The following is a 26,605-nucleotide window of genomic DNA, read 5'->3' as shown; positions in this document are numbered from 1 at the left end:
CTATCAAACGGTTGATATTCAATGGCAGTAGTGCATAAAACGGTACTTTTGGGATATAGCGCTGAACAGATGTTTGCGCTGGTCGACCGGGTCGAAGACTACCCGCAATTCCTGCCGTGGTGCGGCGGGGTGGATGTGCGTGAACGCGATGCCGGCAAGCTGGTGGCGACACTGAATATACATTATCACGGCATCAAGCAATCGTTTACAACCGAAAACACCAACTCGCCGCCCAGCAACATGCAGATGCGGCTGGTGGAGGGGCCGTTCAAGCACCTCGACGGCAACTGGAGCTTCAAGGCGTTGCGGGCCGACGCTTGCAAGATCGAATTCGACCTGCACTACGAATTCTCCAACCGCATCCTGGAAAAGCTGATCGGCCCGGTATTCAGCATGATCGCCAACAGTTTCGTGGACTCCTTCTGCAAGCGCGCCGACGCGGTATATGGCCACCATGGTTGAGGCGGCGTCCGGCGCGGCGTTGATACGGATACAGGTCTGCTACGCCAGCCCCGGCGTACAGGCCCTGAAGCAGTTGTCGGTGCCTGCCGGGACGCTGCTGCATGACGGCATCAAGCGCAGCGGCCTGCTGGAAGAAGTGCGCGAAATCGACCTCAGCTGCTGGCGGGTCGGCATCTACGGCAAGCTGAAGACGCTCGATACGGTGTTGCGCGACCAGGACCGGATTGAAATCTACCGTCCGCTGATTGCCGATCCGATGGAGTCGCGCCGCAAGCGCGCTGACAAAAAAGCCCGCTGAATCGCGGGCTTTTGCAGTTTTCTGCTTATTGGCATTCGCTCAAGGTTTCTCGATTCTGTGCGTTTTGCTGTGCCCGCTGCTGATCGTTCATGTATGAACGCTGGCCGCTGGCGTCGGTCTGGGTAATCCTCATGCCGGAATCCAGCGCGCGCTGGTTGGCGCGGGCGTGAGCGCAGTTCTCGGCCTTGTTGGAGGCCAGTTTGGCCTCCTGTTCGGCTTTCTTGGCCTTCTCAGCCTGCTCAGCTTTCCGTTTCTGGAATGCGGCATTCTGTTCAGCGATGGTCGGCGGCGCTTTTGCTTCCGGCTTGCTATCGGCGCCGGCATCGGCGGCAGCGGCAGTTCCGGTTTCGTCCGTAGTGCCGCGCGGCAGGCTCTGGCCCGGTGTTTTCAGGATGCGCTTGTTCGGCACCGAGGGCGGCGGCGGCAAGTCTGAATACTGCTTCACGCCTTTTTCGTCCAGCCACACGAATTGCGCCAGGGCGGAAGTCGCGAGGCTGAGCAGGACCAGCGCTGCGGTGGCGGAAAAGGCGTGTTTCAGGCGGATTGCATTCATTGCTGTTCCTTGAGGCGATAGAAGTAGATTGAGCGCAGATTTCGCCATGTTTCACTAGCCGTGTCAATTGATCGGTAGTGCTTTGTGGAAATATTTCCCCGGTTGTGGCTAAAATTGCGCAACGTTAGGCGACTTGTCCGGTTTTCTGTATAATTCGCTTTTGCGCCTATAGGAAAAACTATGCGTCTACTTCAGAAAGCACTCACGTTCGATGACGTGCTGTTAGTCCCCGCTTATTCGGACGTCCTCCCCAAAGACACCACCCTCAAAACACGCCTGACCCGCAATATCGATATCAACATTCCGTTGCTGTCGGCTGCGATGGACACCGTGACCGAAGCGCGCCTGGCGATCGCCATGGCGCAAGAGGGCGGCATCGGCATCATCCACAAGAACCTGACTGCGCAGGAGCAGGCGCGCGAAGTATCCAAGGTCAAGCGTTTCGAATCCGGCGTGGTGCGCGACCCGATCACGATTCCGCCGAACATGCGCATCCGTGAAGTGATCGCCTTGTCGGAACAGCATGGCATCAGCGGTTTCCCGGTAGTCGACGGCAATCGCCTGGTCGGCATCATCACCAACCGCGACCTGCGTTTTGAAGAAGAGCTGGATGCGGAAGTCAGCGCCAAGATGACGCCGCGCGAGAAGCTGGTTTACGTCAAGGACGGCGCCGACCTGTCGGAAGCCAAGCGCCTGATGAACAAGCACCGCCTGGAACGCGTGATGGTGGTCAACGACGCTTTCGAGCTGCGCGGCCTGATCACGGTCAAGGATATCCAGAAATCGACATCGCACCCGCTGGCTTCCAAGGATGGCCAGGGCAAGCTGCGGGTTGGCGCCGCGGTCGGCGTCGGCGCCGATAACGAAGAACGCATCGAGCTGCTGGTAAAGGCTGGCGTTGACGTCATCGTGGTCGATACCGCGCACGGCCACTCCAAGGGCGTGCTGGACCGCGTCAAATGGGTCAAGCAGAATTTCCCGCAGGTGGAAGTCATCGGCGGCAATATCGCTACCGCAGCCGCTGCCAAGGCGCTGGCTGACCATGGCGCCGACGGCGTCAAGGTCGGCATCGGTCCTGGCTCGATCTGCACCACGCGTATCGTGGCTGGCGTCGGCGTGCCGCAGATTTCCGCTATCGCCAATGTGGCGCAGGCGCTCAAGGGCACAGGCATTCCATGCATCGCCGACGGCGGCATCCGTTTTTCGGGCGACATCGCCAAGGCGCTGGCCGCCGGCGCATCGACCGTGATGATGGGCAGCATGTTTGCCGGTACCGAAGAAGCGCCGGGCGAAGTGATCCTGTTCCAGGGCCGCAGCTACAAGTCGTATCGCGGCATGGGCAGCCTGGGCGCGATGTCGGATGGTTCGGCCGACCGCTACTTCCAGGATTCGGCCAACAAGGCTGACAAGTTCGTGCCGGAAGGCATTGAAGGCCGGGTGCCGTACAAGGGCAGCGTCCTGACCATCCTGTACCAGCTGATCGGCGGCGTGCGTTCTTCCATGGGCTATTGCGGTTGCGCGACTATCGACGAACTGCGCGAAAAAGCCGAGTTCGTGGAAATCACCTCAGCCGGCATGCGCGAGTCGCATGTCCATGACGTCCAGATTACCAAGGAAGCGCCTAACTATCGCACCGACTGATAGTTGGATCTGCACCTTGATCTAGTCCAGGAACGCGCCACCTGCGGGGATACCGCCGGTGGCGCGTGCAGTTTAAAGATTCTCATTTTTTGCTAAATCAGCTACCAGGCATCCACCATGCACTCAAAAATCCTCATCCTCGATTTCGGCTCCCAGGTTACCCAACTGATCGCGCGCCGCGTGCGCGACGCAGGCGTGTTTTCCGAAGTGTTTCCCTACGATGTGTCCGATGAATTTATCCGCAGCTACGGCGCGTCCGGCATCATCTTGTCGGGCGGCCCGAACAGCGTCACCGACGGCGACACTCCGCGTGCGCCGCAAGCGGTGTTCGAATTGGGTGTGCCGGTATTCGGCATCTGCTACGGCATGCAAACCATGGCTGAGCAGCTGGGCGGCAAGGTCGAGATGGGCAAGGTGCGCGAATTCGGCTACGCCGAAGTGCGGGCCCGCGGCCACAGCGCGCTGCTGGAAGGCATCAGCGATTTCGTGACGCCGGAATCGCATTCCATGCTGAAAGTCTGGATGAGCCATGGCGACAAGGTCGACCACATGCCGCCTGGTTTCAAACTGATGGCGTCGACGCCGAACTGCCCGATCGCCGGCATGGCTGACGACGAGCGCCGCTTCTATGCGGTGCAGTTCCACCCGGAAGTCACCCACACGGTCAAGGGCGAAGCGATCCTGAGCCGCTTCGTGATCGATATCTGCGGTTGCAAGCCGGACTGGAACATGCCGGACTACATCGCCGAAGCGGTCGAATCGATCCGCAAGCAAGTTGGTAGCGACGAAGTGATCCTGGGCTTGTCCGGCGGCGTCGACAGCAGTGTCGCCGCCGCCCTGATCCACCGCGCCATCGGCGACCAGCTGACCTGCGTCTTCGTCGACCACGGCCTGCTGCGCCTCGACGAAGGCAAGATGGTGATGGAGATGTTCGCCCAGAACCTCGGCGTCAAGGTGATCCATGTCGACGCCGCCGCGCAGTTCATGGGCCACCTGGCCGGCGTTACCGATCCGGAAGCCAAGCGCAAGATCATCGGCCGCGAATTCGTCGAAGTATTCCAGGTTGAATCGGCCAAGCTGAAGAATGCAAAATGGCTGGCGCAAGGCACGATCTACCCGGACGTCATCGAAAGCGCCGGCAAGGGCAAGAACGCCGCGCACACGATCAAGAGCCACCACAATGTCGGCGGCCTGCCGGAAACCCTGAACCTGCAGTTGCTGGAACCGCTGCGCGAACTGTTCAAGGATGAAGTACGCAAGCTGGGCGTCGCGCTTGGCTTGCCGCATGCGATGGTGTATCGCCATCCATTCCCGGGCCCGGGCCTGGGCGTGCGCATCCTGGGCGAAGTCAAGAAAGAATTCGCCGACCTGCTGCGCCGCGCCGACGCCATCTTCATCGAAGAGCTGCGCAACACCAAGGACGACCAGGACGAAACCTGGTACGACAAGACCAGCCAGGCGTTTGCGGTTTTCCTGCCGGTCAAGTCGGTCGGCGTGATGGGCGATGGCCGTACTTATGAATACGTGGTGGCCTTGCGTGCGGTGCAGACCCAGGATTTCATGACTGCGCATTGGGCGCATTTGCCACATGAGTTGCTGGGGCGGGTGTCGAATCGCATCATCAATGAAGTGCGCGGCATCAATCGCGTGGTTTATGATATTTCAGGCAAACCGCCTGCGACTATCGAGTGGGAATGAAAATACGTCTAGCACTCGCAAGTGTACGGAAGTAGAAAATGCCTCAAAGCCCGCGTAAATGCGGGCTTTTTTGCTTAATGGGGCTGCATTGATTGGCAAGCCGATGTATGCCCAAGTACTTATTTCAGATGGCTTTTGTGATGGTGTTATCCATGCCGATGCCATGATGGCTAATCGCCAGATCAATAAACGCACGTGCGCGCACGGTTTGTGAGGTCTTGCTGCCGAAGTAAACAAAGTAGCTGGCGATGTCCGGCATGTGATCGATAAGGATCGGAACCAACTGCGCTGCTCGAATGAACGGCGCTGCCGTTACTCCTGCAAGCCGTCCCAGTGCCTTACCCGCGAGCACAGCCTGAAGCTCGAACACCTCATCGCTGCAGATTGCCGGAACAGCTGGCTGGCCTGCTGTTTGTTCTCCGAGCTTCACATGCCATGGAACTGAACTGCCTTTCCTGTGCCCGGATGACGCAACGTGTCAGGTCATATCTGAGCTACTACAAATGGGACCAGCTGTGACAAAGCCATTCAATGCTTGGCATCCTTGACAAAATTCGCCATGTTCGCGTCACGTCATGATTGCCTGCAACAAGCTCCCGCCTGTCAGGACTCAACGATTTTCGTATCTTCCATCGTCATGCCGCTCGCCCTCACGATAGTCATGCCGGTCGCCATCCCGATAGTCGTGGTCACGATGCTCATCGTATCGTCGATGGTCTTCACGCCATCCGCCGGACTGCAGTATCCAACCGTCAGGACCCTGGCGCCATTCAGGGCGCGCATATACATAACCTGGACGCGGCTGTTCCCAATGGCCGCCGATCCATACATGTCGACCATCACGCCAATCCCAGAAGCCAGGGATCCACACGTAACCATATCGTGGTGGCGGAACGGGTTCATATCTTGGTGGCGGCGGTGGTCTGCCAATGGTGATGTCAACGCCGATTTGCGCTACGGCCTGCGTCGATACAAAAGTGCTGGCGCTAATAGCGATGAGTGCAACAGCGAAAAAAATACGTTTCATGTTCGTCACCTTTTAGGAAACGCCGTATCAGCGACCATAGTAATAATCGTGATGGTGATAATAACCTCCACCACCAACCGGTACGACGATACATCCGGATAATGCTGTGCTGAGAACAAGTCCGATTGCCACTATGCTAATGAGCTTTTTCATGCTGATCTCTTTTCATTGAATGACATAAGGAATATGTTGCCACCCAAGACGTTCTGCAGGTGATTCAGTTTTGTATCGCTTGTAAGTTTTGATTACCGCGCTGTATGCGATCTCAAGGCTTTGGAAAAGTGTGCAACTTTTCTGCCAATGTGGGCGTAACTTCAATGCTCTACTATCCAAAAATTGGACCACACGTCCACAGCGTTTCTCAAATGTTCGATGGTGCAGATATATTTAAAAGTTGGTCTTGCGCAATTCCGGATGGTTCAGCAAGTTGCGCTGATGGATCTCTATCGTCCTGCCTGGATCGGGTGTCAGAAGGAACAGGAGGCGAAGAAGGGGCGAATGCTAATGTCATTTGCATTTCTCTTTAGGTATCTCTAAAGTGAAATATTGTTTGGCTGGTTCCCGATAGCCAAACTGGCCCGGTCCACAAGGATCTGCGGGCTTTTTTTATGTAAATGCGTGCCTGACCCGGGACAGGAAATTACGGCTGTATTTGTGTTGATCTGAGCCACCTGTCGGCGCTCAAATTTTCAATTTCCCTACACTCAGCGGGCTCTTAGTTGGCGGGCCAAACAAAAACTACTGAATGGGGACTGCGTTTCGCCTGCACTCGAGCGATTTTTGTCTGTACCTCACCACCTACTTCCGCACGAATGCGATAGGTACCGGCACTCGGAAATTTGATCAGCAATATGGGACCAGAACATGTCGTTTGCAACCTTGCTTTGCCGCTCTTGTCCGAAATATCGATATTGACATCGGCTAGATAACTGCCACCCCGCGAGGAAAAAGTCGACATCAGGTCATATTCTTTTGCTGTGCGCTTCATGTAGGTGGATTCATCCAAACCGACGCCGCCGCACAAATAGGTAAAGCCGTTCTTGGATTTGGGCTGCGCGCGGATCGCAGGAGGCTGCGATGCCATAGGTTGCGATTCAGGCTGTGTTGCAGATGGCGTTGGAGGCGTCGGAGCAGGCGTCGGCGGCCGTTTTATTCCAGGAGGCATCGGTTGCGTTTCGTCCGGTATTTCTGGCGGAGTCGGGGACGATTGCGCCAACGCAGAAGAAGACAGGCCGAGTATCACCAGCATGATTGTGATCGTATTCATTGTTAAATCTCTCCATGAACACCTGCCTGTTTAATACGAGGCACTGCCACTAGCATTGCCCGCTGCGCCAGGCGTGGACGGAGCCGATGCGGCTTGTGGAGTCGGGGCTTGCATTGGTGCATCTCGCGGCGTTATCTCATCAGTTTTCTTGCAGCCAGCCAAGACGGTTCCCACGATAACCGTCGTGATAAGTATCTGTTTACTTAACATATGGCCTCCATTAAAGATTGGTTGGCATATCGCGTGCCGAAAAAAAACGTACCTCGCGCTAGCAAGGCGTTGAAATATGTGCGAAGCAGTCAGGCTTCAGTCGAAGTGCGCACCGCAGGATAAAATTTCCAAGCACACAATCTGGATAGATGTTGTCGGGGCCGGTTAAGGAGCGCCTGTGATTTTGAGATCGTTGTTCACCGACTTGACGCCCTCGGTATCGCGCGCAATCGGCGCCACCTTGTCGGCTTGTTCCTGAGTGGCGACTTTACCGCTCAGCGTCACGACGCCGTCATTGTCGGTGTCGACTTTTATATCCTTCACGAAGGTCAGTTTCTCTGCCGTCAACTTGCTCTTTATCTTTGTTGTGATGACAGAATCCTTGACTATCGTCACCGGTTTTTCCTGAGTCGACGAATAGTCGGCTGCATAGTTTGCGACTGGCGCCAGCAACGCGCCGATCATGAGGCAGGTTACGGTTGCACTGGTGTTTTTCAGTATAGGAGTCGTGAATAATTTTGCAAGAATGCTGCTTACAGCCACACCGCCCACGGTTTTGCGGGGCGTCCGATCACCTTATCCATTGCGCCTATTTGTGAGACGGATTTTTGGTATGAGGTTTTTTACCAAGTTCCTTCCAGCTCGTTTCCGTCATCTCGACGCCAAAATGCTTGGCTGCTGCCTTGATATTTTCGAACGCGATTTCACGTTCAGCGTCAGATACGTCATCTACCTGATCAAACCGCGCCAGCGCATTCCTGACATGTGAGGCATCGGTCATAGGTTCTTTGCGCTGTTTTGAAAATGCGAATGCACTCTCAGGTAAATGATCTCGATCCTTGCTGCTTAACTCGCCATGCTGGGCATGCGGCTTCCACGTTGTCTGGGTCATGTTTCTCTCCTAGTTCAGACGCTGTTCATGTCAGAGCCTCAATTGATTTCAAAGTTCTACGCTTACCCAACAAATGTACTGGTCTGAGAGATTTTTGTATTTCGCTGATGTATGTAACTGTAGTTGCTGCAAATAACTGTAAATGGGCATTGGGAATTGGTTTGACTGCACTACATTGGACATGTCTCCTCCAACTCTCCCAAGTTTTGGATTCAGCCCGCTGCCGCATGGTTCGCGGGCTTTTTTTGTGCCTTCATGCTGGTTTCTGCGGGTAGCGCAAATTTGAGTCAAAGGCACCCTATTTAGCGGCGGGCGAGGTGGGGATGTATAAAAGCTGATCGCTCCGAACCTCCCGAAATTGCCGTGATTACCCTCAATTTCCAGCAGGGCAATCGTCATTAATGTTTTTTTAGCAATTCCCCTTTTTTGCTTGTCCTGGCGGACAAAAACCGTTGCCAGGGCCGCCTTGTGCGCGGCCTTGCGGGGCCACTACGGCATCGGGGTAGTCTGGCCCATAAACAGCACAACCTTGTAAGGTTAATACGATAAAAGCGGATAGTGCAAAAAGCTTCTTCATGTTTCTTTTCCTTTTACTTGAATGATGGACCTTTAATTAAATCGCGCTCATTTTGGCATATTGACTAACGCGGTTGTTGGCATTTGTAAACGGTTTGTAGCAATTCACAATAGTTTACAAGTCAGCGTCTGTGATGCCGGGTTTTATCGCCGTCAGGCTAGGGAACATAAGTAGTGCTTGATATCGGAAGAGCATCGTTCTGAAACAATTTGATACATCTAATGCGCATAAGACGTCAACTTTTCATCGAATTTGAGTACTAACAGAGTTGTAGTGTCAATAATGCGCATGCCTGATATTTCTCGCTTATTCGAAGCCATGCATAAGGCAATTCAATTTTATAAAAGAGGAAAGAACATGTTTAAAAATGCATGCATAATCGGCGCCGCCATACTTCTGGCCAGTGCTAGTGTCACCACTTTTGCTCGTGGCGGGGGCGGGGGCGGAGGCGGCACACATTTCGGTGGCGCCTCTTCACAGCACATCAGCAGTGAGGGCATGAAAAACACTAATGGAGCAAATGCCGCGGATCGCGACAAGGGCCTGCAACGTTCAGCGGACCGCGCGAATCAAAAGGGTTTAACCCACAAAAAAACGAATAAAGGAAAGGCGCATACGCTTAAAGCTACGCAATAAAAATTTGCGTGGCACGGGAACATCGCTTAGACGAGGAGCCATGCGGTGCATCCAGCTCTGTAAATAATGTCCTTTTTGCCTCGGTAACTCAGTGGCCTGTTTGTGGTTATACAAGAATTGTTGCTACTGAAACCACATTCTGAGCGGCGCTCAATACGCCGTATATCCATAATTACAAGGAGACATAAAATGAAAAATTCTTTACGTACGCTATGCTCATTCGGCGCTATGTCGACAGTTGTATTGCTCGCGTCCTGCGGCGGCGGTGGCGATGGAGCCCCGGCGGCTGGGACCGGGACGTTGGGCGTGGCGATGACCGATGCGCCGTCCTGTGGATTTGATGCGGTCAATGTCACCGTTAACAAAGTCCGCGTGCATCAAAGCGCAACTGCCAACGAAAACGATGCTGGCTGGGCCGATATCACGTTGACCCCTGCACGCAAAATCAACCTTCTTAATCTGACCAATGGCGCTCTGGAAGATTTGGGTCAAACACCTTTGACGGCGGGCCACTACACGCAGTTGCGTTTGGTGCTTGATCCAAACACCGGAGCTGGCCTCGCCAACTCGGTGATTCCATCTGGCACAAGCACGGAAATTTCACTCGATACGCCAAGTGCGGTGCAAAGCGGCATCAAGCTGATTAATCAATTTGACGTCGCATCTGGGCAACGCACTGACCTGGTACTCGACTTCGATGCCTGCAAATCCGTTGTGACCAAGGGTAACGGAAAATACGCATTGAAACCGGTGATCACCGTGATTCCCACGGTTGTGAATGGCATCGACGGTTTCATCAACCCTGCCTTGCTGAATAATCACGTCATGGTGTCTGCGCAGCAGAACGGTGTCGTAGTGCGTTCCACGGTGCCCAATGCCGCGACGGGAGAATTTTTCCTCGCACGTCTTGTGCCGGGCAACTATGACGTCGTGCTTACTGCGGACAACCGTGCAACCGCGGTCATTGCCGCGGTGCCGGTTGCCAGCACCACCAGCACGGTCGTAGTCAGCAGCAATAGCACGCCTATCGATTTGCAAGCAGCCGCCACGCCTCCAGGCGCTATTAGCGGCACGGTAGTGTTAAATCCGGTTAGCGCAACGGAAATTGCCTATGTAGCGGCAAAGCAAAGCTTCTCGGCCGGCCCTACGGTGACAATCAAATATCAGGGCGTTGATGTGGCAAGTGGCGCATATGCATTGTCAAACCTGCCCACCGTGGCGCCGCAGCTTGGCCAATATAGTGCGGCGTTGCCGATCATGTTTGCAACGCAGCCAAACACCACTCCAGGCACCGGCAAGTATGTAGTTGAAGCCTCGGCGAATGGTTATGTAACTCAATCAAATCTATCGGTAAACGTCACGACGGGTAACCAGCCTGCTATCAACTTCACGCTGACGCCTTAATCGTTCCTGCCGGAACCCAGCGCACACTTTTGAAAAGTGTGCGCTGTTTGTCGAGATTGCATATTGTCACTTCGGCGAGGTGATGTGCCGGATCACACCGAATTCGCGATGTACTCGCGCAGCCATTGATGCGCGGGGTCGCGATGGCAGCGTTCATGCCAGAGCATGGCCATCTCGTAGCCTGGCACCTCGACAGGCGGCTCGACAACCTGCAGCTCGCTGGCGTCGCGGACCAGGCGCGCGGGCAGCATCGCCACCATGTCAGTGCTCGCCAGCACGGACCCGACAAACAGGAAATGCGGAACGGAAAGCACTACGCGGCGCGCCAGGCCGGCCTCCGCCAGCGCTTCATCGGTGACGCCATGGAATCCCCCGCCATCCGGCGATACGATCACGTGATCGAGCTTGCAGAATTGAGAAAGCGTTGGACGCTTTTTCAAACGCGGATGACCTACGCGCCCCGCCAGGACATATCGCTCGGTAAAGAGCGCCCGGCGCCGCAAGCCCGGCGGAGCGCCTTCGCTGGTATGAAAAGCAAGATCGATCTCGCCCTGTTCCGCTTGCCTGGCTATGCGGGGCGGAACAAGTTCAAGCACCGCCAGCCGGGTGCCAGGCGCCGCCGAGCGCAAGCCGCCCAGGGCGGGCAGTACGATCGTCGATTCGCCATAGTCGGTGGCGGCGACGCGCCAGGTATGACTGGCCTTGGCCGGATCAAAAGGGCTGGCAGGCGACACCGCGTGCGCAAGTGCGTCCAGTGCCTGTCGCAATGGTTCGCGCAACTCGTCGGCTCTCGCGGTGGGCCGCATTCCCCTTGGCCCAGGCAGCAGCAGCGGGTCTCCGAAGATATCCCGCAGTTTAGCGAGATGAACGCTTATCGATGGCTGGGAAAAATTCAGGCGTTGCGCCGCACGGGTCACGTTGTGTTCCGAAAGCAGGACATCCAGCGTTACCAGCAGGTTCAGGTCGAGTCGTCTGAGATTATTCATAGTAATACCTGGAATATTGAGAATTCATTTTCAATATACCTGAGCGGAGCCTAAGCTGCTTGTTCCTCATCATTGAAAGCGCAACCATGAATGTTCTTCTCGTCTACGCCCATCCCGAACCAAAGTCCTTGAACGGCTCGCTGAAAAACTTCTCGGTGAAACACCTTGAGGATGCCGGGCATGTCGTCCAGGTTTCAGACCTGTATGCCATGAAATGGAAAGCATCGCTCGACGCCGACGACAGCACGGATCGGCACGCAAATGCACGCTTCGATCCGTCGCTTGACTCCAGGCGTGCGTTCGAACATGGCTTGCAGAGCAAGGACATCGCGCTCGAACAAGACAAGCTGCGCTGGGCCGACGCTGTCATCTTGCAGTTCCCTCTGTGGTGGTTCTCGATGCCGGCGATCCTCAAGGGTTGGGTAGAGCGTGTCTATGCCTACGGCTTTGCATACGGTATTGGAGAACACTCCGATGCACGCTGGGGCGACCGCTATGGAGAAGGCACGCTGGCGGGGAAACGTGCCATGCTGATCGTTACTACGGGTGGCTGGGAATCGCATTACAGCGCACGGGGCATCAATGGCCCAATAGACGATGTTTTGTTCCCCATTCACCATGGGGTGCTGTATTACCCTGGTTTTGACGTCTTGCCGCCGTTCGTGGTCTATCGCACAGGGCGGACTGACGACGCACGATTTGCGAAGATCCGCGATGCGCTCGGCCAGCGTCTTGACGATCTCTGGAAGACTGCACCGATACCATTCCGCCCGCAAAATTCCGGCGCGTACAACATCCCTGAGCTCACGTTGCGGCCGGATGTCGCGCCGGATCTGACGGGGTTTGCCGCGCATACTGCATAAGCTGGCTTAGCCTGCGCTTATTCGCTCGTTCCACTTGGCGATATTTACTCCCTTTGCAAGAAGCCATAGGCACAATGACGATTCGCCGACCAATGGCAGAACCAGGATGGCGGGCGTTATCAGTTCTGCAAACGCCGGGGTGAAAAGTGCGGAAAGACAGGCAGTCAGGTAAGCCAGACCGGCAAGTTGCATCAATATGCCTACTGCCTTGGGTAAGTAACCCGACCTGAAAATCAGGTAGCCATCGACAAGGCACCCGCAGCCAAAAAATATCAGGGCGATGTTAAAGGCAATGCCATGCGAGGCAAGGGCAAGGTCCGCGAGGACTTGCAGCTGCCTCGGTTCAAAGGCTTTCAGGTAGCCGGCATTCCCCAATATGGGTTCGACCAAAAGGAGAAACAGCTTGCTGACGGCCTCGACCGCGAGAGACACCAGGTTGAAAAATACGGAAAGCAGGACCAAACGCTTGCTTACCGGCCTGAGCAGCAGATAAAACACCCACGTCAGCGCAACGGCGCATAAGGGTACGATCAGGTTGCCGGCGACGCCGAGGCGCCACAGCAGCGGCGAGGCCAAGATGTTATGCGCCGTTGCCGCGGCGTCGCCCGGCATGACCAGCCGGTTCATGACGAATCCCTCGGCGAGTCCGCCCAGCACTATGATTGCCAGGTACAGCACGCCGCCCATGCGCGCGTACATTTGCGGGGCAGCTTCGATGGTTCTATTTGTCATGACAGTTTCGCTCGCTGCAGTGAGGGCCCGATAGAGCCCGGTGAAAATCTGCCTTATCCGCAGTTCAAAAAAACGTCGAAGCCCGCATGAAAGCGGGCTTTTGCGGGATCGTTAGCCAATGCGGTCGATTCTAAGCGTTTTTGCAGCGAATACAGAGCGGAAATAATCTGGCGTCCGGCATTTGCTAATATGCGAAGATGAGAAACGCTCAAAAGCCCACATGAATGCGGGCTTTTTTGTTTTTTGCTACGACCGGAAAACGTGTTCTCGAGCGAGCGCGACAATTTAGCAATAGCGCACATGCTTTGATTCCCCATGCCCGCCACGGTTGGCGTGGCGGGGCAGTTTCGTATTTTTAAAATCCATCATGAAAAAAAACATCAAGACAATCGTTTTTTCCTTGAGCTGCATGTCGCCGGCGCTGCTGCATGCGGCTGAGCTGGAGCAGCAACTGGCGCGCTGCTCCGTATTGGGCGACGCCAGCGCGCGCCTGGACTGCTTCGATGCCCTGGCCAAGGCCGCCGCCGATGCGCCGGTTCCCGCTGCAGCCGTTGTTCCCCTAGCTGCACCTGCATCGCCGCCGGCCCTGGCCGCGGCCCAGAACGCAAGCGAGCCGAGCGAGTCGCCGATTTCGCGTACGGTGCAGAGCTGGGAACTTGATCCCAGTTCCAAACGCGGCGTGTTTGCCCTCAAATCCTATCTGAATAATTATGTATTGCTGGCCAATTACAGCACCTCCGCCAACAACGCGCCATTCGCCAGCGATGCCAACGGACTCAAGCCGCAGCATACAGAGTTGACTTACCAGCTCAGTTTCAAGATGAAGATGGCGGAAAACGTCGCCGGCAGCCCGGTCGACCTGTGGCTGGCCTACACCCAGCAAAGTTTTTGGCAGGCATACAACCGGGCCGACTCCAGCCCGTTTCGCGAAACGAATTACCAGCCTGAACTGATTGCGACGCTGCCATTGAGCATGAAGATCGGCGACTTAAACTTCCGCTATCTCAATTTCGGACTGGTGCACCAGTCCAACGGCCAATCCTCTACCTTGTCTCGCAGCTGGAACCGTTTCTATACTGAACTGGGCGCCGAATACGGCAACCTGGCGCTGTCGGCAAGGATCTGGAAACGCCTCGACAATGCAAAAGCCAACAACGACAACATCGATATCGTTGACTACATGGGCCACGGCGACGTGCGCGCCAGCTACCGCCAGAACGGTTATGAGTATTCGATGACTGCACGCCGCAATTTCCAGACCGGGCACGGCGCGCTTGAGGCCGGCTGGGCGTTTCCGGTCACGACCAATTTAAAGGGATACCTGCATCTGTTTTCCGGTTACGGCGAAAGCCTGATCGACTACAACTATTCGCAAAAATCCATCGGTGCGGGCTTTCTGATCGACTTCTGATGCGGCCGGTCCCACTTCCCTGGTGTGAAAAAGGCGTAAACTGATATCCCCTTTTTCAACGGAAGCAGCGCATTTCATGAAACGCATCCATCACGTGCCCGGACAGCTTTTCTTGCCGGGCTTCGAGGCGCCGCCGCAGCCGACCGATCGCTTGTTCTTCGCTATCGTCCCGGCTCCGGATGCGGCGGCCGCCATCGTACGGCAGCGGGGATTGCTGCGCGACGAGTTTGGCGTGACAGGCAAGCCAATCGGGATCGCACGTTTGCATGTCACCTTGAGCCACCTGGGCGATTACCTGGGGCTGCCGCAAGGCGCTGTCAAGGCGGCGATGACGGCGGCGGACAGCATCAGGGCGGGGCCGTTCGATGTCGCGTTCGACCGCGCGGCGAGTTTCCACGGCCGGCCGCGCAAACGCCCTTTAGTCCTGCTAGGCGGCGATGGCCTCGCCGCCCTGGCGAAATTCCAGGAAACGCTTGGCAGGGCGCTGGAAAAAGCCGGGTTCGGCAAAGCCAATCCGCACTACACGCCTCATGTCACCCTGCTGTACGACAATCGCCTGGTTCCGGCAAAGGTGATTGAAACCATCGGCTGGACCGCGCACGAATTTGTCCTGGTGCATAGCCTGCTTGGCCAGACCCGCCACATACAGCTGGCGCGCTGGGCGCTCTCATCCTGATGCCGCAAAGTTCTGTCCGGCAGGGATCGTGGCTGCCAAAAATGCAACGTTTCACCGTCCCGATACTGCCGACGCGTCGCGGGAATGGCCGTTCTACGCTAAAATAGCGGGCTGGGTCGGCATCTGCGCATGGATCTGCGGCAGGAGTGCGGCGTCCCCGCACATCGACCTATCTCCCACACCAGCAAAAAATTGTCGTTTTTGATAGTGAAAACGACGGAAAACTGCGAGTATTGACAGTGTCTGGCCCGATATTCATGCGGCTTCGCTGCGGCTGGCGAATCAGAGGCTGACAAACATATGCGAGAAGCACCGTGACCTACAGCATCAAGGAAATTTTCTACACATTGCAAGGCGAAGGCACCCATGCCGGCCGTCCTGCGGTGTTTTGCCGCTTCAGCGGCTGCAACCTGTGGACTGGCCGCGAAGAAGATCGCAGCACCGCGGTCTGCCAGTTCTGCGATACCGATTTTGTCGGCACCGACGGTGTCGGCGGCGGCAAGTTCAAGGATAGCGAGGCGCTGGCCAGCACCATCAATGCGCTCTGGCCGGATACCTACGCCGCCAGCAAGTTCGTGGTGTTTACCGGCGGCGAGCCCTTGCTGCAACTGGATACGGCATTGGTCGACAGCATGCACGCGGCCGGTTTTGAAATCGCCATCGAAACCAATGGCACGCTGCAGCCGCCGCCAGGCATAGACTGGATCTGCGTCAGCCCAAAGATGGGTTCGGTGCTGAAGCTGCGCAAGGGCAATGAGCTGAAAGTGGTGATCCCGCAAGCCGGCCAATCGCTGGCCGCATACGAATCGCTTGATTTCGAACATTTCTATGTGCAGGCCATGGATGGCCCGCAACTGGCGCACAATCTGGAACTGGCACTTGAGACTTGCAAGCGCAACCCGAAATGGAAGCTGAGCCTGCAAACCCACAAGCTGCTGCAGATTCCCTGAACAGATTTTATAAAGAACCTTTTTACCTATGCTTACCATCACCCGCAAACTGGAATTCGACGCCGGCCACCGGATCCCCGACCACAAGAGCCAGTGCCGCAACCTGCACGGCCATCGCTATACGCTCGAAATCACTTTGGTGGGCGCGGTGATTGAAGTCGAAGGCAGTTCCGACAATGGCATGATCATGGATTTCTCCGATATCAAGACGCTGGCAAAACAGCATCTGGTGGATGTCTGGGACCATGCTTTCCTGGTCTACGAAAAAGACACGGCGGTGCGCGAGTTCCTGGCGACGCTGCCGGATCACAAGACCGTCATCATCGACCGTATTCCGACGGTGGAAAACCTCGCGCGCACCGCCTACGATATCCTCAAGGCCGCCTACAAGGACCACTACGGCACCGGCTTGCACCTGCAGAAACTGGTGCTGCACGAAACGCCCAATTGCTGGGCCGAGATTTCAGAAGACCGTTGATAGATATTGCTTCCCTGAGTGCCTATGCGTGACGCCATCTATATGCAGCAAGCGATTTCCCAGGCGCGCAATGCCTGGGCTTTGGGCGAAGTGCCGGTAGGCGCGCTGATCGTGAAAGAAGGGCAGGTCATCGCTACCGGTTTCAACCAGCCGATCGGCAACCACGATCCCACAGCGCATGCGGAAATCATGGCGCTGCGGGCGGCGGCCACCATCCTCGGCAATTACCGCCTGCCCGGTTGCGAAATGTACGTCACCCTGGAGCCATGCGCGATGTGCGCCGGCGCCATGTTGCATGCCCGGCTGGCGCGGGTGGTGTTTGGCGCCAGCGACCCGAAGACCGGCGCCTGCGGTTCGGTGCTCAACCTGTTCGAACAGGAGAGACTGAACCATCACACCGAGCTGACGGCTGGCGTGCTGGCTGAGGAATGTGGCACACTACTCAAAGAATTTTTCGCCGAACGCCGGCAAGCCCAACAAAAACAATCGTGACCGAACCTGTCCAAGCACCTTCAAAACAATCCATCGGCGTCGCGCTGATCGCACCTGGCGGCTATGCCTCCGACGAAGCAGCGCTGGCGCGCGGCATCCTTGCCTTGCAAAGCCAGGGTTGCGTGGTCTATGACTATTACGATCCGGCCGCCAAGTACCTGCGTTTCGGCGGCTCTGACGCTGCGCGGGTAGGGCAGATCTACGAAGCGATCGATAATCCGCAGGTGCAGATCGTGCTGGCGATACGCGGCAGCTATGGCATGTCGCGCTTGCTGCCGCTGCTGGACCTGCCGCGCCTGGCCGCCAGCAAGAAGATATTTGTCGGCCATAGCGATGTCACCGCGCTGCACCTGGCCCTGCTGGCGCAGACCGGCGCGCCAAGCCTTGCCGGGCCGATGCTGTGCAGCGATTTCGGCGAGGCTGAGCTGAGCGAATTTACGATGTCGCATTTCTGGCAATGCCTGCGGCAGCCGGAACAGGTATTGCAAGTCAGCGCCGCCGGCAATCCGGCTGTCAACGCCAGTGGCACCCTGTGGGGCGGCAACCTGGCGATGCTGAACCATCTGGTCGGCACCTCCTATTTGCCGCAGGTCGACGGCGGCATCCTGTTCCTGGAAGATATCGGCGAGCATCCGTATCGCATCGAACGCATGATGCTGCAGTTGCAGTACGCGGGCATCCTGGAACGGCAGCGGGCGATCGTGCTGGGCGATTTTTCCAACTACCGGCTGGCCGAGCATGACAACGGCTATGATTTCGACGCCATGCTGGCTTACCTGCGCACCCACGTATCGGCGCCGATACTGACCGGTTTGCCGTTTGGCCACATCCGTGACAAGGTGACCTTGCCGGTCGGCGCGCAGGCGCAATTGCTGGCGGATGCAAGCGGCTTCCAGCTGACTATCCAGAATCCGCTCACGCTCGCGTCCTGATCTCCCCCAATCAGCGTGCCTGGCCCGAAGACCGTTGGTGTCGCCGCAAGCACCTGCTTCCAAATTAATTTGACTCTGACCCTAATTAGCTCTAATTAGCCCTGGCGTTGCCGCGGGCAGTTGGCACTTGCTTTGAAATTAATTTGACTCTGACCCTAATTTAGCTGGTGGCGGCGAGCAGCCATTCTCGGAAGGCTTGCATCGCGGGGGTGGTTTGTTTTGACTTGAGGCGGGTCAGCCAGTAGCTGCCAGTGGCGATCTCGATGTCGAACGGGCGGGTCAGGCGGCCGTGCTGCAGTTCGCGGGCGAACATGCGGGTCGGCAGCAGCGCTACGCCGGCGCCTTGGGCAGCGGCTTCGGCCATGGTGAGCGAGGAGTCGAACACGGTGCCTCTGAGCAGCGGGCAGGGCAGGTCGGCTGCGGCGAACCAGGCGGCCCATTCGTCGGTGCGGTAGGAGCGCAGCAATACCTGTCCGGCGAGGTCGGCCGGATCGCGCAGGAAAGATGCGACTGCCGGCGAGCACATCGGCGCCAGCGGCGCGGCCAGCAACTCTTCGGCTTCTGTCGAGTGCCAGGCGCCGTCGCCGAAACGGATAGCGTAGTCCAGGCCTTCGCCGGCGATGTCGACCCGGTTGTTGTTGGTGAACAGGCGGAAATCGACGAACGGGTGGGCTTGCTGGAAATCGCGCAGGCGCGGGATCAGCCAGCCGACGGCGAATGTGCCCACAGCGCCCACGGTCAGCACCTCGCGCAGCCGGCGGCCGTCGCCGAACTGCTGCAGCACGGCGCCGATGCGCCCGAACGATTCCGCCAGCACCGGCAGCAAGGCGATGCCCTCGTCGGTCAATGCCAGCCCGCGCGGCAGCCGGCGGAACAGCTGTACTCCCATTCTTTCTTCGAGATTTTTTACCTGCTGGCTGATCGCGGCTTGCGTAACGTTGAGCTCGGAGGCCGCACGGGTAAAGCTGAGCAGGCGTGCCGAGACTTCGAAAGCGCGCAAGGAATTCAAGGGGAGGTGCATGTCATTTCTCCGTTTGAGCTAGTTTTTCTTATGTCTTGCCTTCGATATTGTAGCTTGAGTGATAGCCTGGCCAACGTTATCGTTGATGCCCTGTTCATCAAATTCTGAGGGGAAGTATGAAACGACGCCAGTTTGCCGGCAACCTGGGGGCAGCTTTCGGAGCGCTGGTCTTAAGCGGCTACACACAGAAATCCTGGGCCTCGACTGCCAGCACGGCGAAGCCGGTTACCGATCCGATCGCCCGCCAACTGCGCCAGATAGAAATCAGAAGCGGGGGACGCCTGGGTGTCGCCATCCTCGATACCCTTACCGGACAAAGCCATGCCTATCGCGGCGACGAACGGTTTCCGATGTGCAGCACCTTCAAGCTGCTGGCGGCGGGACTGACACTGAAACGCGTGGACCAGGGACAGGAACAGCTAGCGCGGCGCATCCGTTACGAAGCCGCCGAGCTGGTCCCGTATTCCCCCGTCACCGAGAAACATGTCGGCGGCGGCATGTCGATAGCGGAGCTGTGCGAAGCAACCCTCACCTTGAGCGACAATACCGCCGCCAACCTGCTGCTGCACAGCTTTGGCGGCCCCGCTCGACTGACGGCCTACGTACGCTCCCTGGGCGACAAGGCGACTCGGCTCGACCGTATCGAGCCAGACCTCAACCAGGCCACTCCCGGCGATCCGCGCGACACCACTTCGCCGGCCGCGATGCTGTCCACCATGCACCAGTTGCTGATAGGAAATGCATTGTCTGCCGATTCGCGCAAACAATTGACAACCTGGCTGCTTGCCAACAAGACCGGCGACAAGCGCCTGCGCGCATTGCTGCCGGCCGGCTGGCGGGTAGGCGACAAGACTGGCTCAGGCGCCTATGGCAGCACTAACGATATCGGCATACTGTTTCCACCCGATCGCGCACCGCTGCTGGTAGCCAGCTACCTGACCGCGACCAAGGCCTCGGAAGCCACGCGTAATGCGGCCTTGGCGGAAGTCGGGCGCCTGGCGGCATCCGTGGCGGCGAAATAAGGCGGCGGATTGGAAATCTGCCCGGATTCATGGAAATAGTGGCGGCAGGCGTTGGTTTTATGCCGGTTCATGCAGTGCACAAATGTGGATACTGTATAATGCCGCCACTATCTAACCCCATGATTCAATTAAGAAAAGACCAAATCTAAGATGTTGTCCACAGCAAATATCACGATGCAGTTCGGCCCCAAGCCGCTGTTTGAAAACATTTCCGTCAAATTCGGCGATGGCAACCGCTATGGCCTGATCGGCGCCAACGGCTGCGGCAAGTCGACTTTCATGAAGATCCTGGGCGGCGACCTGGAGCCGTCGGGCGGCAACGTGATGCTCGATCCGAACGAGCGCCTGGGTAAATTGCGCCAGGACCAGTTCGCATTCGAGGAAATGCGCGTGCTCGATGTCGTGATGATGGGGCATACCGAAATGTGGGCGGCCATGGCTGAGCGCGACGCGATCTACGCCAATCCGGAAGCTACCGACGACGATTACATGAAAGCGGCCGACCTGGAAGCCAAGTTTGCCGAGTACGACGGCTATACCGCTGAAGCGCGCGCCGGCGAACTGCTGCTAGGCGTAGGCGTGGCGATCGAGCAGCACCAGGGCCCGATGAGCAATGTCGCGCCGGGCTGGAAACTGCGCGTGCTGCTGGCGCAGGCGCTGTTTTCGAATCCGGATATCCTGCTGCTCGATGAACCGACCAACAACCTCGACATCAATACCATCCGCTGGCTGGAAGATGTGCTGAACCAGCGCAATTCGACCATGATCATCATTTCCCATGATCGCCACTTCCTGAACCAGGTGTGCACCCACATGGCCGACATGGACTACGGCACCTTGAAGGTCTATCCCGGCAACTACGACGAATACATGCTGGCTTCCTCGCAAGCGCGCGCGCAGCAGCTGTCGGCGAATGCCAAGGCCAAGGACAAGGTCGCCGAACTGCAGGATTTCGTGCGTCGTTTCTCGGCCAACAAATCGAAGGCGCGCCAGGCGACATCGCGCGCCAAGCAGATTGAAAAGATCAAGGTCGAGGACGTCAAGCCATCGAGCCGCGCCAATCCTTTCGTGCGTTTCGACGGCGAGAAGAAACTGCATCGGCTGGCGGTCGAAGTGCAAAGCATCAGCAAGACTTATGACCGGCCGATTTTCAAGAGCTTTAACATCATGGTTGAAGCCGGTGAAAAAATCGCCATCATCGGCGCCAACGGCGCCGGTAAAACCACCTTGTTGCGCAGCATCGGCGGCAGCGACATCGCCGGCCTGGCGGCCGACAGCGGCTTGGTGAAGTGGGCGGAAAACGCCAATGTCGGCTACATGCCGCAGGATCCGACGGAAGATTTCGCGACCGACAAGACGCTCACCGACTGGATGGGCCAATGGACCCAGGAAGGCGACGACGACCAGGCCGTGCGTTCCAGCCTGGGCCGCCTGCTGTTCAGCGGCGACGACGTCAAGAAGTCGGTCAAGGTGCTGTCCGGCGGCGAGAAGGGCCGCATGATGTACGGCAAGCTGATGCTGGGCCGCCACAACGTGCTGCTGCTGGACGAACCGACCAACCATATGGACATGGAATCGATCGAGTCGCTCAACATCGCGCTGGAAAAATATGCCGGCACTTTGATCTTCGTCTCGCATGACCGCGAGTTCGTGTCGTCGCTGGCCACCCGCGTATTGGAAGTCAAGGAAAACGAAGTGGTCGATTTCCAGGGTTCCTACGAGGATTACCTGACCAGCCAGGGCATCGAGTAAATCAATCAACCATGGCGCGGGAATTTCTGCGCCATGGCTGATGTGAAAAAGCGTGGCAGATTCAATCTGCCACGCTTTTTTTTATCGTTGCGCTTACTGCTGCGGCCGTTCGCCCAGGTACAGCAACTGGTCCAGCCGGCCGCGCAGGCTGCGGGCGATTTCTTCGCCCTTGGCCTTGAGCACCGCCTCCAGGTATTGCTGGCGCAGTTCGCGGAAATCCTGGATGCTGCTGGCGCGTTCGACTTTCAGCTGCAGGCCGTAACCGCGCAAGCCGATCATGCTCTTGATCGTATCGTTGTAGAAATGATAAATCGCCTCGAACTGGGTTTGTCCCGGCGGCAGCACCTGCTCGGCTGATAGGGGGGCGGCGGGCGGCGGCACGCTTTTCACTGGCGGCGCCTCGACAGCGGCGGCGCTGTTGCCGGGATTGCCAGTATTGCCGCTATCGGCGCTGGCCTGGATCAGGCCGGCCTGCAGCAACTCGTCCAGGTGTTCCTGGCCCAGCCCCAGTCCGGCCACCTTCCGCAGCAACTCGTCGCTGCCGGTCTTGCCGTCTACCAGCAATAACAGTGTCCGCAGCCGTGGCGCCACGCTCTGGCCGCGTGTGGCTATTTCGGTACGGCCACGTTCTGTCTTGTCGAAAATTATCATGTTGTCCCTGTGTTCTTATATTGCATCCAACAAAATGCTCGGACATTGAACCCGGCAGATTTTTTTTATGACAATTGTTAAATCATAGTACGGGAGTTCATTCCTGCTTGCAATAAGGTAATGTTCACACGCAATGTCAAGGTTGGCGGTAGAATCCCTGTCCCGATACCCCAAGGCTTGCTGCGGCAAAATGTCTTGTTGCGCCTTCTGTCGTATCATTGCGTATTACCGCAGCTCATGACCCTCTCACACCCATCGTAGCCATGCAAACCCACGCCATCAAAACCGTTGAATTCGAGCGGCCGCAAATGGACCTAGGCAGCAGCGCAGGTACCAGCTGTACCGCTCATGCCTGGGCTCGCGTCCCTGAAACTCCCACCGCGGACCAGAAAATCGCCCTCAAGGAGCGCATCAAGCGCTTGCTGAAAGAACAGCAAGCCGTGCTGGTCGCACATTATTACGTCGACGGCGATTTACAGGACCTGGCAGAAGAGACAGGTGGCTGCGTTTCCGATTCGCTGGAAATGGCGCGCTTCGGCCGCGATCATCCAGCCAAGACGCTGGTAGTGGCCGGCGTCAAATTCATGGGCGAGACCTCGAAAATCCTGAGCCCGCACAAGCGCGTGCTGATGCCTGACCTGGACGCCACCTGTTCGCTTGACCTCGGCTGCCCGGCGGACGAATTTTCCGCTTTTTGCGATGCCCATCCCGACCGTACCGTGGTGGTGTACGCCAACACGAGTGCCGCGGTCAAGGCGCGCGCCGACTGGATGGTGACTTCTTCCATCGGCCTCGACATCGTCGCCCACCTGCACGCACAAGGTAAAAAAATCCTGTGGGCGCCGGACAAGCATCTGGGCGGCTATATACAGAAACAGACCGGCGCCGACATGCTGCTGTGGCAGGGTTCGTGCCTGGTGCACGACGAGTTCAAGGGCGTCGAACTGGCGCTGCTGCGCCAGCAGCATCCGAACGCCAAGATACTGGTGCATCCCGAATCGCCGGAAGCCGTGGTGGCGCAAGCCGATGTGGTCGGCTCCACCACCCAGCTGATCGCCGCCGCCCAGAGCCTGGACGCCGACGAATTCATCGTCGCCACCGACAACGGCATCTTGCACAAGATGCGCATGGCTGCGCCCGGCAAACGCTTTATCGATGCGCCAACCGCCGGTAACAGCGCGACCTGCAAGAGCTGCGCGCATTGCCCATGGATGGCGATGAACGGCTTGCAGAACCTGGCCGACGTGCTGGAATTCGGCGGCAATGAAATCCAGGTCGACGCTGAAACCGGCCGCAAGGCGGTGGTCTGCATCGACCGCATGCTGGATTTCGCCGCCCAGCGCAAAGCCAACGTGCGCCCATCCGGCGATCTGGCGCAAGAACAAAAACTGTTTTCAGGAATCGGTCCCGCATGAGTACTTCCAACAGCAAATCAGTCAGCAACTTAGAGAATCGTTTCGCACCGTTTGATGCGGCGCTGCAAACGGCGTTCGATAACAACATCCGCACTGCAATCGCCGAAGATGTCGGCAGCGGTGACTTGACCGGCAAGCTGGTCCCGGAGCAACAGATGGTCAAGGCGCGCGTGATCGTGCGCGAGCAAGCTGTGCTGTGCGGCGCGCCATGGTTCGAAGCAGTGATGCGGCAGCTGGATGAACGCATCCGTATCGACTGGTCGTATGCCGAAGGCGACCTGATGAGCGCCGACAGCCAGGTCTGCCTGATCGATGCGCCGGCCCGGGCCTTGCTGACCGCAGAGCGCGGCGCCTTGAATTTCCTGCAGCTGCTGTCCGGCGTAGCCAGCGCAACGCGCATCTACGTCAATGCCATCGCCGACACCAAGGCGCATATCCTCGATACCCGTAAAACCTTGCCCGGCCTGCGCCTGGCGCAGAAATACGCGGTGCGCGTCGGCGGCGGCCATAACCAGCGGCTGGCCCTGTACGACGGCATCCTGATCAAGGAAAACCATATCGCTGCAGCCGGCGGCATCTCCGCCGCGATGCAGGCGGCGCACAAGCTGGATGCGGATGTCACGGTCCAGATCGAGGTGGAAAACCTGGTGCAGCTGGAGGAGGCATTGAGCGCGGGCGCCAACTCGGTCCTGCTCGACAACTTCAGCCTCGACGCCATGCGCGACGCCGTCAAGCTGACTGACGGCAGGGCGCTGCTGGAAGCTTCCGGCGGCATCAATATGGAAACGGTGCGGGCTATCGCGGAAACCGGCGTCGACCGGATTTCGATCGGCAGCCTGACCAAGGATATCCGGGCGACAGATTATTCGCTGCGGATTATTGGGTAGAGCGTCCAGATTGGATAAAACGCATTGAACTGGCCGTGCAACGGCAGCGTTGCGTTCAGTGAATCAGTTTTGCCGCAGCGAACACCAGGGCCGTCAGGGAGACGGCTGTTCCGATAAACCATCGTAGAAGAGTGGCCTCAAGCTTGGACATATCTTCTTTGGTGACCATATGGTCCAGGCGTGTTTCGATGCGCGTCAGGCGATCACGCGCTTCGCCGGCAAATTCTTCAAGTTTGATGACTCTTGTTTCCATGTCGAGATGGTAATCCCAGTTTGTGCAAGGATCAAGTCTTCCAATCCATGGTTTGTATCGTTTAGGTGATTGCCGTATGGCTGGACAGGACAACCTGCCCAGCCGTGTATGCCAGTCCTACTGGACTTTACCCTGGGCAAAATCCATGATCAGCCGCGTCGACAGGTACAGGCGCGGAACGATGCTGTTCAGCAAGACGTATTCGGCGTCATTCGAATGCGCGCCATAGCCGGTCAATCCCATTCCCTCAATTACGGCTCCCTTCGATTTCAGTGCGGCGAATGCGGCATCGGTGCCGCCGCCGCTGGCCGTATCTACTATCGTCATCGGCAAGTCCAGTTCCTGGTAGATCTTTTGGCCGTAAGCCGAAACGGCGCGCGAAGCGGCATTGGTTTCCAGCGGCGGCCGCCGCATTTCAAATTTCAGGTGGACCTTGGCGTCCGGGATCAGCTGCTTCTTGACGCGTTCTTGCATCTGTTCCTGCAACTGCTCGAAGTCGCTCATCTTCAAGGCGCGGGCATCGGCTTGTGCGCTGGCGCTGGCCGGGATCACGTTGCGGTTGGTGCCGGCCTGCGCCACGGTCCAGTTCAGTTTCAAGCCGCGCCACGGTTGCGACAAGGAGTCCATCTGCAACACCTGGTGAGACAGTTCATACAAGGCGTTGACGCCTCTTTCCGGCGCCGCTCCGGCATGTGAAGACTTGCCCTCGACCGTCAGGTACGCCGCGGCGATGCCGCTGGTCGCCAGCCGCAGCTGGCCTTGGGCGCCGCCGCCTTCGTAGGAAAACACGGCGTCCTGTTCGGCGCCCAGCTTGGTATGCAGGCTGCGGCCGCCGGGCGAACTGATTTCCTCGTCGCCGTTAATCAGCACCGTCAGCGTGTCGTAATCCTTGAAGCCGATTTTTTGCAGGATGGCGATGGTATGCAGGATGGTGGCGACGCCTTGCTTGTCGTCGGCGATGCCGAGGCCGTAAGCCTTATCGCCGTCAACCCGGTATTGCTGGTCTTTCAGCATGCCGCGCAGGTACACCGTGTCCATGTGCGCGATCAGCATGATCTTGCGCTTGCCGTTGCCCTTGAAAACCGCGTGCACGATCTGCCCGATCTTTTCCGGGGTGTCGCCCATCCGGTAAATTTCCGGCGCGTCCAGCAATTCAGCCTTGCCGCCCAGTTTCGTCAGGCGATCACGGATCAGGGCGGCGATCTTGGCCAGACCTTCAAGATCCCCGCTGCCCGATTCGATATTCACCAGGTCGCGCATGGTGTCCATCATTACCGGTTTTTCTTTTTGCGCCAGGTCGTACACCGGCGCCACGGGGGCCGCCAGCGCCATGCCGGCGCTCAAGGCCAGCGCCGGGAACAGCACGGCGGCGAGCAAGTTTTTTTTCAGGGAAAAGGATGGCTGTTTCAACTTCTGTCT

General features: G+C 57.6%; 32 protein-coding genes and 1 pseudogene. 17 read left to right on the top strand and 16 right to left on the bottom strand.

Annotated elements, in window-relative coordinates; translation table 11 throughout:
• Positions 1–21 precede the first annotated feature (21 nt).
• Together V8G57_RS03340 and V8G57_RS03335 are read left to right on the top strand one after the other, a co-directional pair.
• A complete protein-coding gene (locus V8G57_RS03340; protein WP_092396492.1) occupies positions 22–462 on the top strand; it encodes a type II toxin-antitoxin system RatA family toxin in 441 nt (146 codons plus the stop codon).
• The gene (locus V8G57_RS03335) at positions 446–760 is read left to right on the top strand and encodes an RnfH family protein (RefSeq protein ID WP_425458218.1); all 315 of its coding nucleotides are present in this window, start codon (positions 446–448) and stop codon (positions 758–760) included. Before V8G57_RS03340 ends, V8G57_RS03335 begins: the two co-directional genes overlap by 17 nt.
• A 25-nt stretch (positions 761–785) precedes the next feature.
• Here the strand turns inward: V8G57_RS03335 and V8G57_RS03330 are convergent, their stop codons facing one another.
• Entirely contained in the window at positions 786–1,313 is a 528-nt protein-coding gene (locus V8G57_RS03330; RefSeq protein ID WP_342828194.1) for a DUF4124 domain-containing protein, read from the bottom strand.
• A 180-nt stretch (positions 1,314–1,493) separates the two neighbouring features.
• Here V8G57_RS03330 and guaB point away from each other — a divergent pair, with 180 nt between their 5' ends.
• Positions 1,494–2,954, top strand: a complete 1,461-nt coding sequence (gene guaB / locus V8G57_RS03325) for an IMP dehydrogenase (protein WP_092398563.1) — start codon at positions 1,494–1,496, stop codon at positions 2,952–2,954.
• Positions 2,955–3,071: 117 nt separating this feature from the next.
• Positions 3,072–4,652 (top strand): glutamine-hydrolyzing GMP synthase, encoded by a 1,581-nt coding sequence (gene guaA, locus V8G57_RS03320; RefSeq protein WP_342828193.1) that lies wholly within the window; start codon positions 3,072–3,074, stop codon positions 4,650–4,652.
• Positions 4,653–4,776: 124 nt separating this feature from the next.
• On the opposite strand, the gene V8G57_RS03315 is transcribed toward guaA, so the two are convergent.
• The 8 genes and pseudogenes from V8G57_RS03315 to V8G57_RS03280 all read right to left on the bottom strand — a co-directional run bounded on the left by V8G57_RS03315 (position 4,777) and on the right by V8G57_RS03280 (position 8,625).
• A complete protein-coding gene (locus tag V8G57_RS03315; protein WP_342828192.1) occupies positions 4,777–5,082 on the bottom strand; it encodes a type 2 periplasmic-binding domain-containing protein in 306 nt (101 codons plus the stop codon).
• A 173-nt stretch (positions 5,083–5,255) separates the two neighbouring features.
• Positions 5,256–5,441, bottom strand: coding sequence for a hypothetical protein (locus V8G57_RS03310; protein ID WP_342828354.1), 186 nt, complete (start codon positions 5,439–5,441; stop codon positions 5,256–5,258).
• A gap of 28 nt (positions 5,442–5,469) precedes the next feature.
• A pseudogene (locus tag V8G57_RS03305) lies at positions 5,470–5,679 on the bottom strand (YXWGXW repeat-containing protein); the annotation flags it as partial.
• 27 nt (positions 5,680–5,706) lie between these two features.
• Complete coding sequence (locus V8G57_RS03300; protein ID WP_092358809.1) at positions 5,707–5,832, bottom strand: hypothetical protein; 126 nt, start codon at positions 5,830–5,832, stop codon at positions 5,707–5,709.
• Positions 5,833–6,394: 562 nt separating this feature from the next.
• Positions 6,395–6,946 (bottom strand): hypothetical protein, encoded by a 552-nt coding sequence (locus V8G57_RS03295; protein WP_342828191.1) that lies wholly within the window; start codon positions 6,944–6,946, stop codon positions 6,395–6,397.
• Positions 6,947–7,321: 375 nt separating this feature from the next.
• On the bottom strand, positions 7,322–7,708 hold the full coding sequence (locus V8G57_RS03290; RefSeq protein ID WP_342828190.1) for a BON domain-containing protein: 387 nt from the start codon (positions 7,706–7,708) through the stop codon (positions 7,322–7,324).
• 37 nt (positions 7,709–7,745) lie between these two features.
• On the bottom strand, positions 7,746–8,048 hold the full coding sequence (locus tag V8G57_RS03285) for a DUF6582 domain-containing protein (RefSeq protein WP_342828189.1): 303 nt from the start codon (positions 8,046–8,048) through the stop codon (positions 7,746–7,748).
• 409 nt (positions 8,049–8,457) lie between these two features.
• Positions 8,458–8,625: a hypothetical protein gene (locus tag V8G57_RS03280; RefSeq protein ID WP_342828188.1), complete on the bottom strand. Its 168-nt coding sequence runs from the start codon at positions 8,623–8,625 to the stop codon at positions 8,458–8,460.
• A 288-nt stretch (positions 8,626–8,913) separates the two neighbouring features.
• Here V8G57_RS03280 and V8G57_RS03275 point away from each other — a divergent pair, with 288 nt between their 5' ends.
• The gene (locus tag V8G57_RS03275) at positions 8,914–9,261 is read left to right on the top strand and encodes a hypothetical protein (protein WP_342828187.1); all 348 of its coding nucleotides are present in this window, start codon (positions 8,914–8,916) and stop codon (positions 9,259–9,261) included.
• A gap of 189 nt (positions 9,262–9,450) precedes the next feature.
• On the top strand, positions 9,451–10,665 hold the full coding sequence (locus tag V8G57_RS03270) for a DUF4382 domain-containing protein (RefSeq protein WP_342828186.1): 1,215 nt from the start codon (positions 9,451–9,453) through the stop codon (positions 10,663–10,665).
• Positions 10,666–10,757: 92 nt separating this feature from the next.
• On the opposite strand, the gene V8G57_RS03265 is transcribed toward V8G57_RS03270, so the two are convergent.
• Positions 10,758–11,651: a LysR family transcriptional regulator gene (locus tag V8G57_RS03265; RefSeq protein ID WP_342828185.1), complete on the bottom strand. Its 894-nt coding sequence runs from the start codon at positions 11,649–11,651 to the stop codon at positions 10,758–10,760.
• 86 nt (positions 11,652–11,737) lie between these two features.
• Between V8G57_RS03265 and V8G57_RS03260 the strand changes: the two genes are divergently transcribed.
• Positions 11,738–12,514, top strand: a complete 777-nt coding sequence (locus tag V8G57_RS03260) for an NAD(P)H-dependent oxidoreductase (RefSeq protein ID WP_092398545.1) — start codon at positions 11,738–11,740, stop codon at positions 12,512–12,514.
• 6 nt (positions 12,515–12,520) lie between these two features.
• On the opposite strand, the gene V8G57_RS03255 is transcribed toward V8G57_RS03260, so the two are convergent.
• Complete coding sequence (locus tag V8G57_RS03255; protein WP_342828184.1) at positions 12,521–13,201, bottom strand: DUF4386 domain-containing protein; 681 nt, start codon at positions 13,199–13,201, stop codon at positions 12,521–12,523.
• A gap of 98 nt (positions 13,202–13,299) precedes the next feature.
• A complete protein-coding gene (locus tag V8G57_RS03250) occupies positions 13,300–13,548 on the bottom strand; it encodes a hypothetical protein (RefSeq protein WP_342828183.1) in 249 nt (82 codons plus the stop codon).
• 65 nt (positions 13,549–13,613) lie between these two features.
• On the opposite strand from V8G57_RS03250, the gene V8G57_RS03245 reads away from it, so the two are divergent.
• From V8G57_RS03245 to ldcA, 6 genes are all read left to right on the top strand, one after another.
• The gene (locus V8G57_RS03245; RefSeq protein ID WP_342828182.1) at positions 13,614–14,657 is read left to right on the top strand and encodes a phospholipase A; all 1,044 of its coding nucleotides are present in this window, start codon (positions 13,614–13,616) and stop codon (positions 14,655–14,657) included.
• 76 nt (positions 14,658–14,733) lie between these two features.
• Positions 14,734–15,333 (top strand): 2'-5' RNA ligase family protein, encoded by a 600-nt coding sequence (locus V8G57_RS03240; RefSeq protein ID WP_342828181.1) that lies wholly within the window; start codon positions 14,734–14,736, stop codon positions 15,331–15,333.
• A gap of 314 nt (positions 15,334–15,647) precedes the next feature.
• Positions 15,648–16,283: a 7-carboxy-7-deazaguanine synthase gene (gene queE, locus V8G57_RS03235; protein WP_342828180.1), complete on the top strand. Its 636-nt coding sequence runs from the start codon at positions 15,648–15,650 to the stop codon at positions 16,281–16,283.
• Positions 16,284–16,311: 28 nt separating this feature from the next.
• A complete protein-coding gene (queD, locus tag V8G57_RS03230; RefSeq protein ID WP_092398535.1) occupies positions 16,312–16,761 on the top strand; it encodes a 6-carboxytetrahydropterin synthase QueD in 450 nt (149 codons plus the stop codon).
• A 24-nt stretch (positions 16,762–16,785) separates the two neighbouring features.
• Positions 16,786–17,253, top strand: a complete 468-nt coding sequence (gene tadA, locus V8G57_RS03225; protein ID WP_342828179.1) for a tRNA adenosine(34) deaminase TadA — start codon at positions 16,786–16,788, stop codon at positions 17,251–17,253.
• Complete coding sequence (ldcA, locus tag V8G57_RS03220; protein WP_342828178.1) at positions 17,250–18,185, top strand: muramoyltetrapeptide carboxypeptidase; 936 nt, start codon at positions 17,250–17,252, stop codon at positions 18,183–18,185. Before tadA ends, ldcA begins: the two co-directional genes overlap by 4 nt.
• Before the next feature lie 160 nt (positions 18,186–18,345).
• Here ldcA and V8G57_RS03215 read toward each other — a convergent pair whose 3' ends face one another.
• Complete coding sequence (locus V8G57_RS03215) at positions 18,346–19,206, bottom strand: LysR family transcriptional regulator (RefSeq protein ID WP_092398529.1); 861 nt, start codon at positions 19,204–19,206, stop codon at positions 18,346–18,348.
• 116 nt (positions 19,207–19,322) lie between these two features.
• Between V8G57_RS03215 and bla the strand changes: the two genes are divergently transcribed.
• Together bla and V8G57_RS03205 are read left to right on the top strand one after the other, a co-directional pair.
• Positions 19,323–20,228 carry a class A beta-lactamase gene (gene bla / locus V8G57_RS03210; protein ID WP_342828177.1) on the top strand — a complete coding sequence of 302 codons (906 nt, stop codon included), beginning with the start codon at positions 19,323–19,325 and terminating at the stop codon, positions 20,226–20,228.
• 150 nt (positions 20,229–20,378) lie between these two features.
• A complete protein-coding gene (locus V8G57_RS03205) occupies positions 20,379–21,980 on the top strand; it encodes an ABC-F family ATPase (RefSeq protein WP_092398525.1) in 1,602 nt (533 codons plus the stop codon).
• 93 nt (positions 21,981–22,073) lie between these two features.
• On the opposite strand, the gene V8G57_RS03200 is transcribed toward V8G57_RS03205, so the two are convergent.
• Positions 22,074–22,631, bottom strand: coding sequence for a hypothetical protein (locus V8G57_RS03200; protein WP_342828176.1), 558 nt, complete (start codon positions 22,629–22,631; stop codon positions 22,074–22,076).
• Between the two features lie 263 nt (positions 22,632–22,894).
• On the opposite strand from V8G57_RS03200, the gene nadA reads away from it, so the two are divergent.
• Both nadA and nadC read left to right on the top strand, forming a co-directional pair.
• Positions 22,895–24,046, top strand: a complete 1,152-nt coding sequence (gene nadA, locus V8G57_RS03195; protein WP_342828175.1) for a quinolinate synthase NadA — start codon at positions 22,895–22,897, stop codon at positions 24,044–24,046.
• Positions 24,043–24,933 (top strand): carboxylating nicotinate-nucleotide diphosphorylase, encoded by an 891-nt coding sequence (gene nadC, locus V8G57_RS03190; RefSeq protein WP_342828174.1) that lies wholly within the window; start codon positions 24,043–24,045, stop codon positions 24,931–24,933. The genes nadA and nadC overlap by 4 nt, the downstream gene beginning before the upstream one ends.
• A 55-nt stretch (positions 24,934–24,988) precedes the next feature.
• Here the strand turns inward: nadC and V8G57_RS03185 are convergent, their stop codons facing one another.
• Positions 24,989–25,186: a hypothetical protein gene (locus tag V8G57_RS03185; RefSeq protein WP_342828173.1), complete on the bottom strand. Its 198-nt coding sequence runs from the start codon at positions 25,184–25,186 to the stop codon at positions 24,989–24,991.
• A gap of 117 nt (positions 25,187–25,303) precedes the next feature.
• Positions 25,304–26,575 (bottom strand): M20/M25/M40 family metallo-hydrolase, encoded by a 1,272-nt coding sequence (locus V8G57_RS03180; RefSeq protein WP_425458224.1) that lies wholly within the window; start codon positions 26,573–26,575, stop codon positions 25,304–25,306.
• Positions 26,576–26,605: the final 30 nt, after the last annotated feature.

The sequence above is a fragment of the Collimonas rhizosphaerae genome, assembly GCF_038896935.1.
Taxonomy (GTDB): Bacteria; Pseudomonadota; Gammaproteobacteria; order Burkholderiales; family Burkholderiaceae_D; genus Collimonas; species Collimonas rhizosphaerae.
Note: the sequence above shows the minus strand (reverse complement) of the source record. Positions and strands in the feature narration are given on the sequence as shown.

Bases quoted from the DNA above. Each gene is read 5' to 3' on its own strand.
- V8G57_RS03340 (WP_092396492.1), top strand. From the start codon at position 22: ATGGCAGTAGTGCATAAAACGGTACTTTTGGGATATAGCGCTGAACAG.
- V8G57_RS03335 (WP_425458218.1), top strand. From the start codon at position 446: ATGGCCACCATGGTTGAGGCGGCGTCCGGCGCGGCGTTGATACGGATA.
- V8G57_RS03330 (WP_342828194.1), bottom strand. From the start codon at position 1,313: ATGAATGCAATCCGCCTGAAACACGCCTTTTCCGCCACCGCAGCGCTG.
- guaB (WP_092398563.1), top strand. From the start codon at position 1,494: ATGCGTCTACTTCAGAAAGCACTCACGTTCGATGACGTGCTGTTAGTC.
- guaA (WP_342828193.1), top strand. From the start codon at position 3,072: ATGCACTCAAAAATCCTCATCCTCGATTTCGGCTCCCAGGTTACCCAA.
- V8G57_RS03310 (WP_342828354.1), bottom strand. From the start codon at position 5,441: ATGTATATGCGCGCCCTGAATGGCGCCAGGGTCCTGACGGTTGGATAC.
- V8G57_RS03300 (WP_092358809.1), bottom strand. From the start codon at position 5,832: ATGAAAAAGCTCATTAGCATAGTGGCAATCGGACTTGTTCTCAGCACA.
- V8G57_RS03295 (WP_342828191.1), bottom strand. From the start codon at position 6,946: ATGAATACGATCACAATCATGCTGGTGATACTCGGCCTGTCTTCTTCT.
- V8G57_RS03285 (WP_342828189.1), bottom strand. From the start codon at position 8,048: ATGACCCAGACAACGTGGAAGCCGCATGCCCAGCATGGCGAGTTAAGC.
- V8G57_RS03280 (WP_342828188.1), bottom strand. From the start codon at position 8,625: ATGAAGAAGCTTTTTGCACTATCCGCTTTTATCGTATTAACCTTACAA.
- V8G57_RS03275 (WP_342828187.1), top strand. From the start codon at position 8,914: ATGCCTGATATTTCTCGCTTATTCGAAGCCATGCATAAGGCAATTCAA.
- V8G57_RS03270 (WP_342828186.1), top strand. From the start codon at position 9,451: ATGAAAAATTCTTTACGTACGCTATGCTCATTCGGCGCTATGTCGACA.
- V8G57_RS03265 (WP_342828185.1), bottom strand. From the start codon at position 11,651: ATGAATAATCTCAGACGACTCGACCTGAACCTGCTGGTAACGCTGGAT.
- V8G57_RS03260 (WP_092398545.1), top strand. From the start codon at position 11,738: ATGAATGTTCTTCTCGTCTACGCCCATCCCGAACCAAAGTCCTTGAAC.
- V8G57_RS03255 (WP_342828184.1), bottom strand. From the start codon at position 13,201: ATGGGCGGCGTGCTGTACCTGGCAATCATAGTGCTGGGCGGACTCGCC.
- V8G57_RS03250 (WP_342828183.1), bottom strand. From the start codon at position 13,548: ATGTGCGCTATTGCTAAATTGTCGCGCTCGCTCGAGAACACGTTTTCC.
- V8G57_RS03245 (WP_342828182.1), top strand. From the start codon at position 13,614: ATGAAAAAAAACATCAAGACAATCGTTTTTTCCTTGAGCTGCATGTCG.
- V8G57_RS03240 (WP_342828181.1), top strand. From the start codon at position 14,734: ATGAAACGCATCCATCACGTGCCCGGACAGCTTTTCTTGCCGGGCTTC.
- queD (WP_092398535.1), top strand. From the start codon at position 16,312: ATGCTTACCATCACCCGCAAACTGGAATTCGACGCCGGCCACCGGATC.
- tadA (WP_342828179.1), top strand. From the start codon at position 16,786: ATGCGTGACGCCATCTATATGCAGCAAGCGATTTCCCAGGCGCGCAAT.
- V8G57_RS03215 (WP_092398529.1), bottom strand. From the start codon at position 19,206: ATGCACCTCCCCTTGAATTCCTTGCGCGCTTTCGAAGTCTCGGCACGC.
- bla (WP_342828177.1), top strand. From the start codon at position 19,323: ATGAAACGACGCCAGTTTGCCGGCAACCTGGGGGCAGCTTTCGGAGCG.
- V8G57_RS03205 (WP_092398525.1), top strand. From the start codon at position 20,379: ATGTTGTCCACAGCAAATATCACGATGCAGTTCGGCCCCAAGCCGCTG.
- V8G57_RS03200 (WP_342828176.1), bottom strand. From the start codon at position 22,631: ATGATAATTTTCGACAAGACAGAACGTGGCCGTACCGAAATAGCCACA.
- nadA (WP_342828175.1), top strand. From the start codon at position 22,895: ATGCAAACCCACGCCATCAAAACCGTTGAATTCGAGCGGCCGCAAATG.
- nadC (WP_342828174.1), top strand. From the start codon at position 24,043: ATGAGTACTTCCAACAGCAAATCAGTCAGCAACTTAGAGAATCGTTTC.
- V8G57_RS03185 (WP_342828173.1), bottom strand. From the start codon at position 25,186: ATGGAAACAAGAGTCATCAAACTTGAAGAATTTGCCGGCGAAGCGCGT.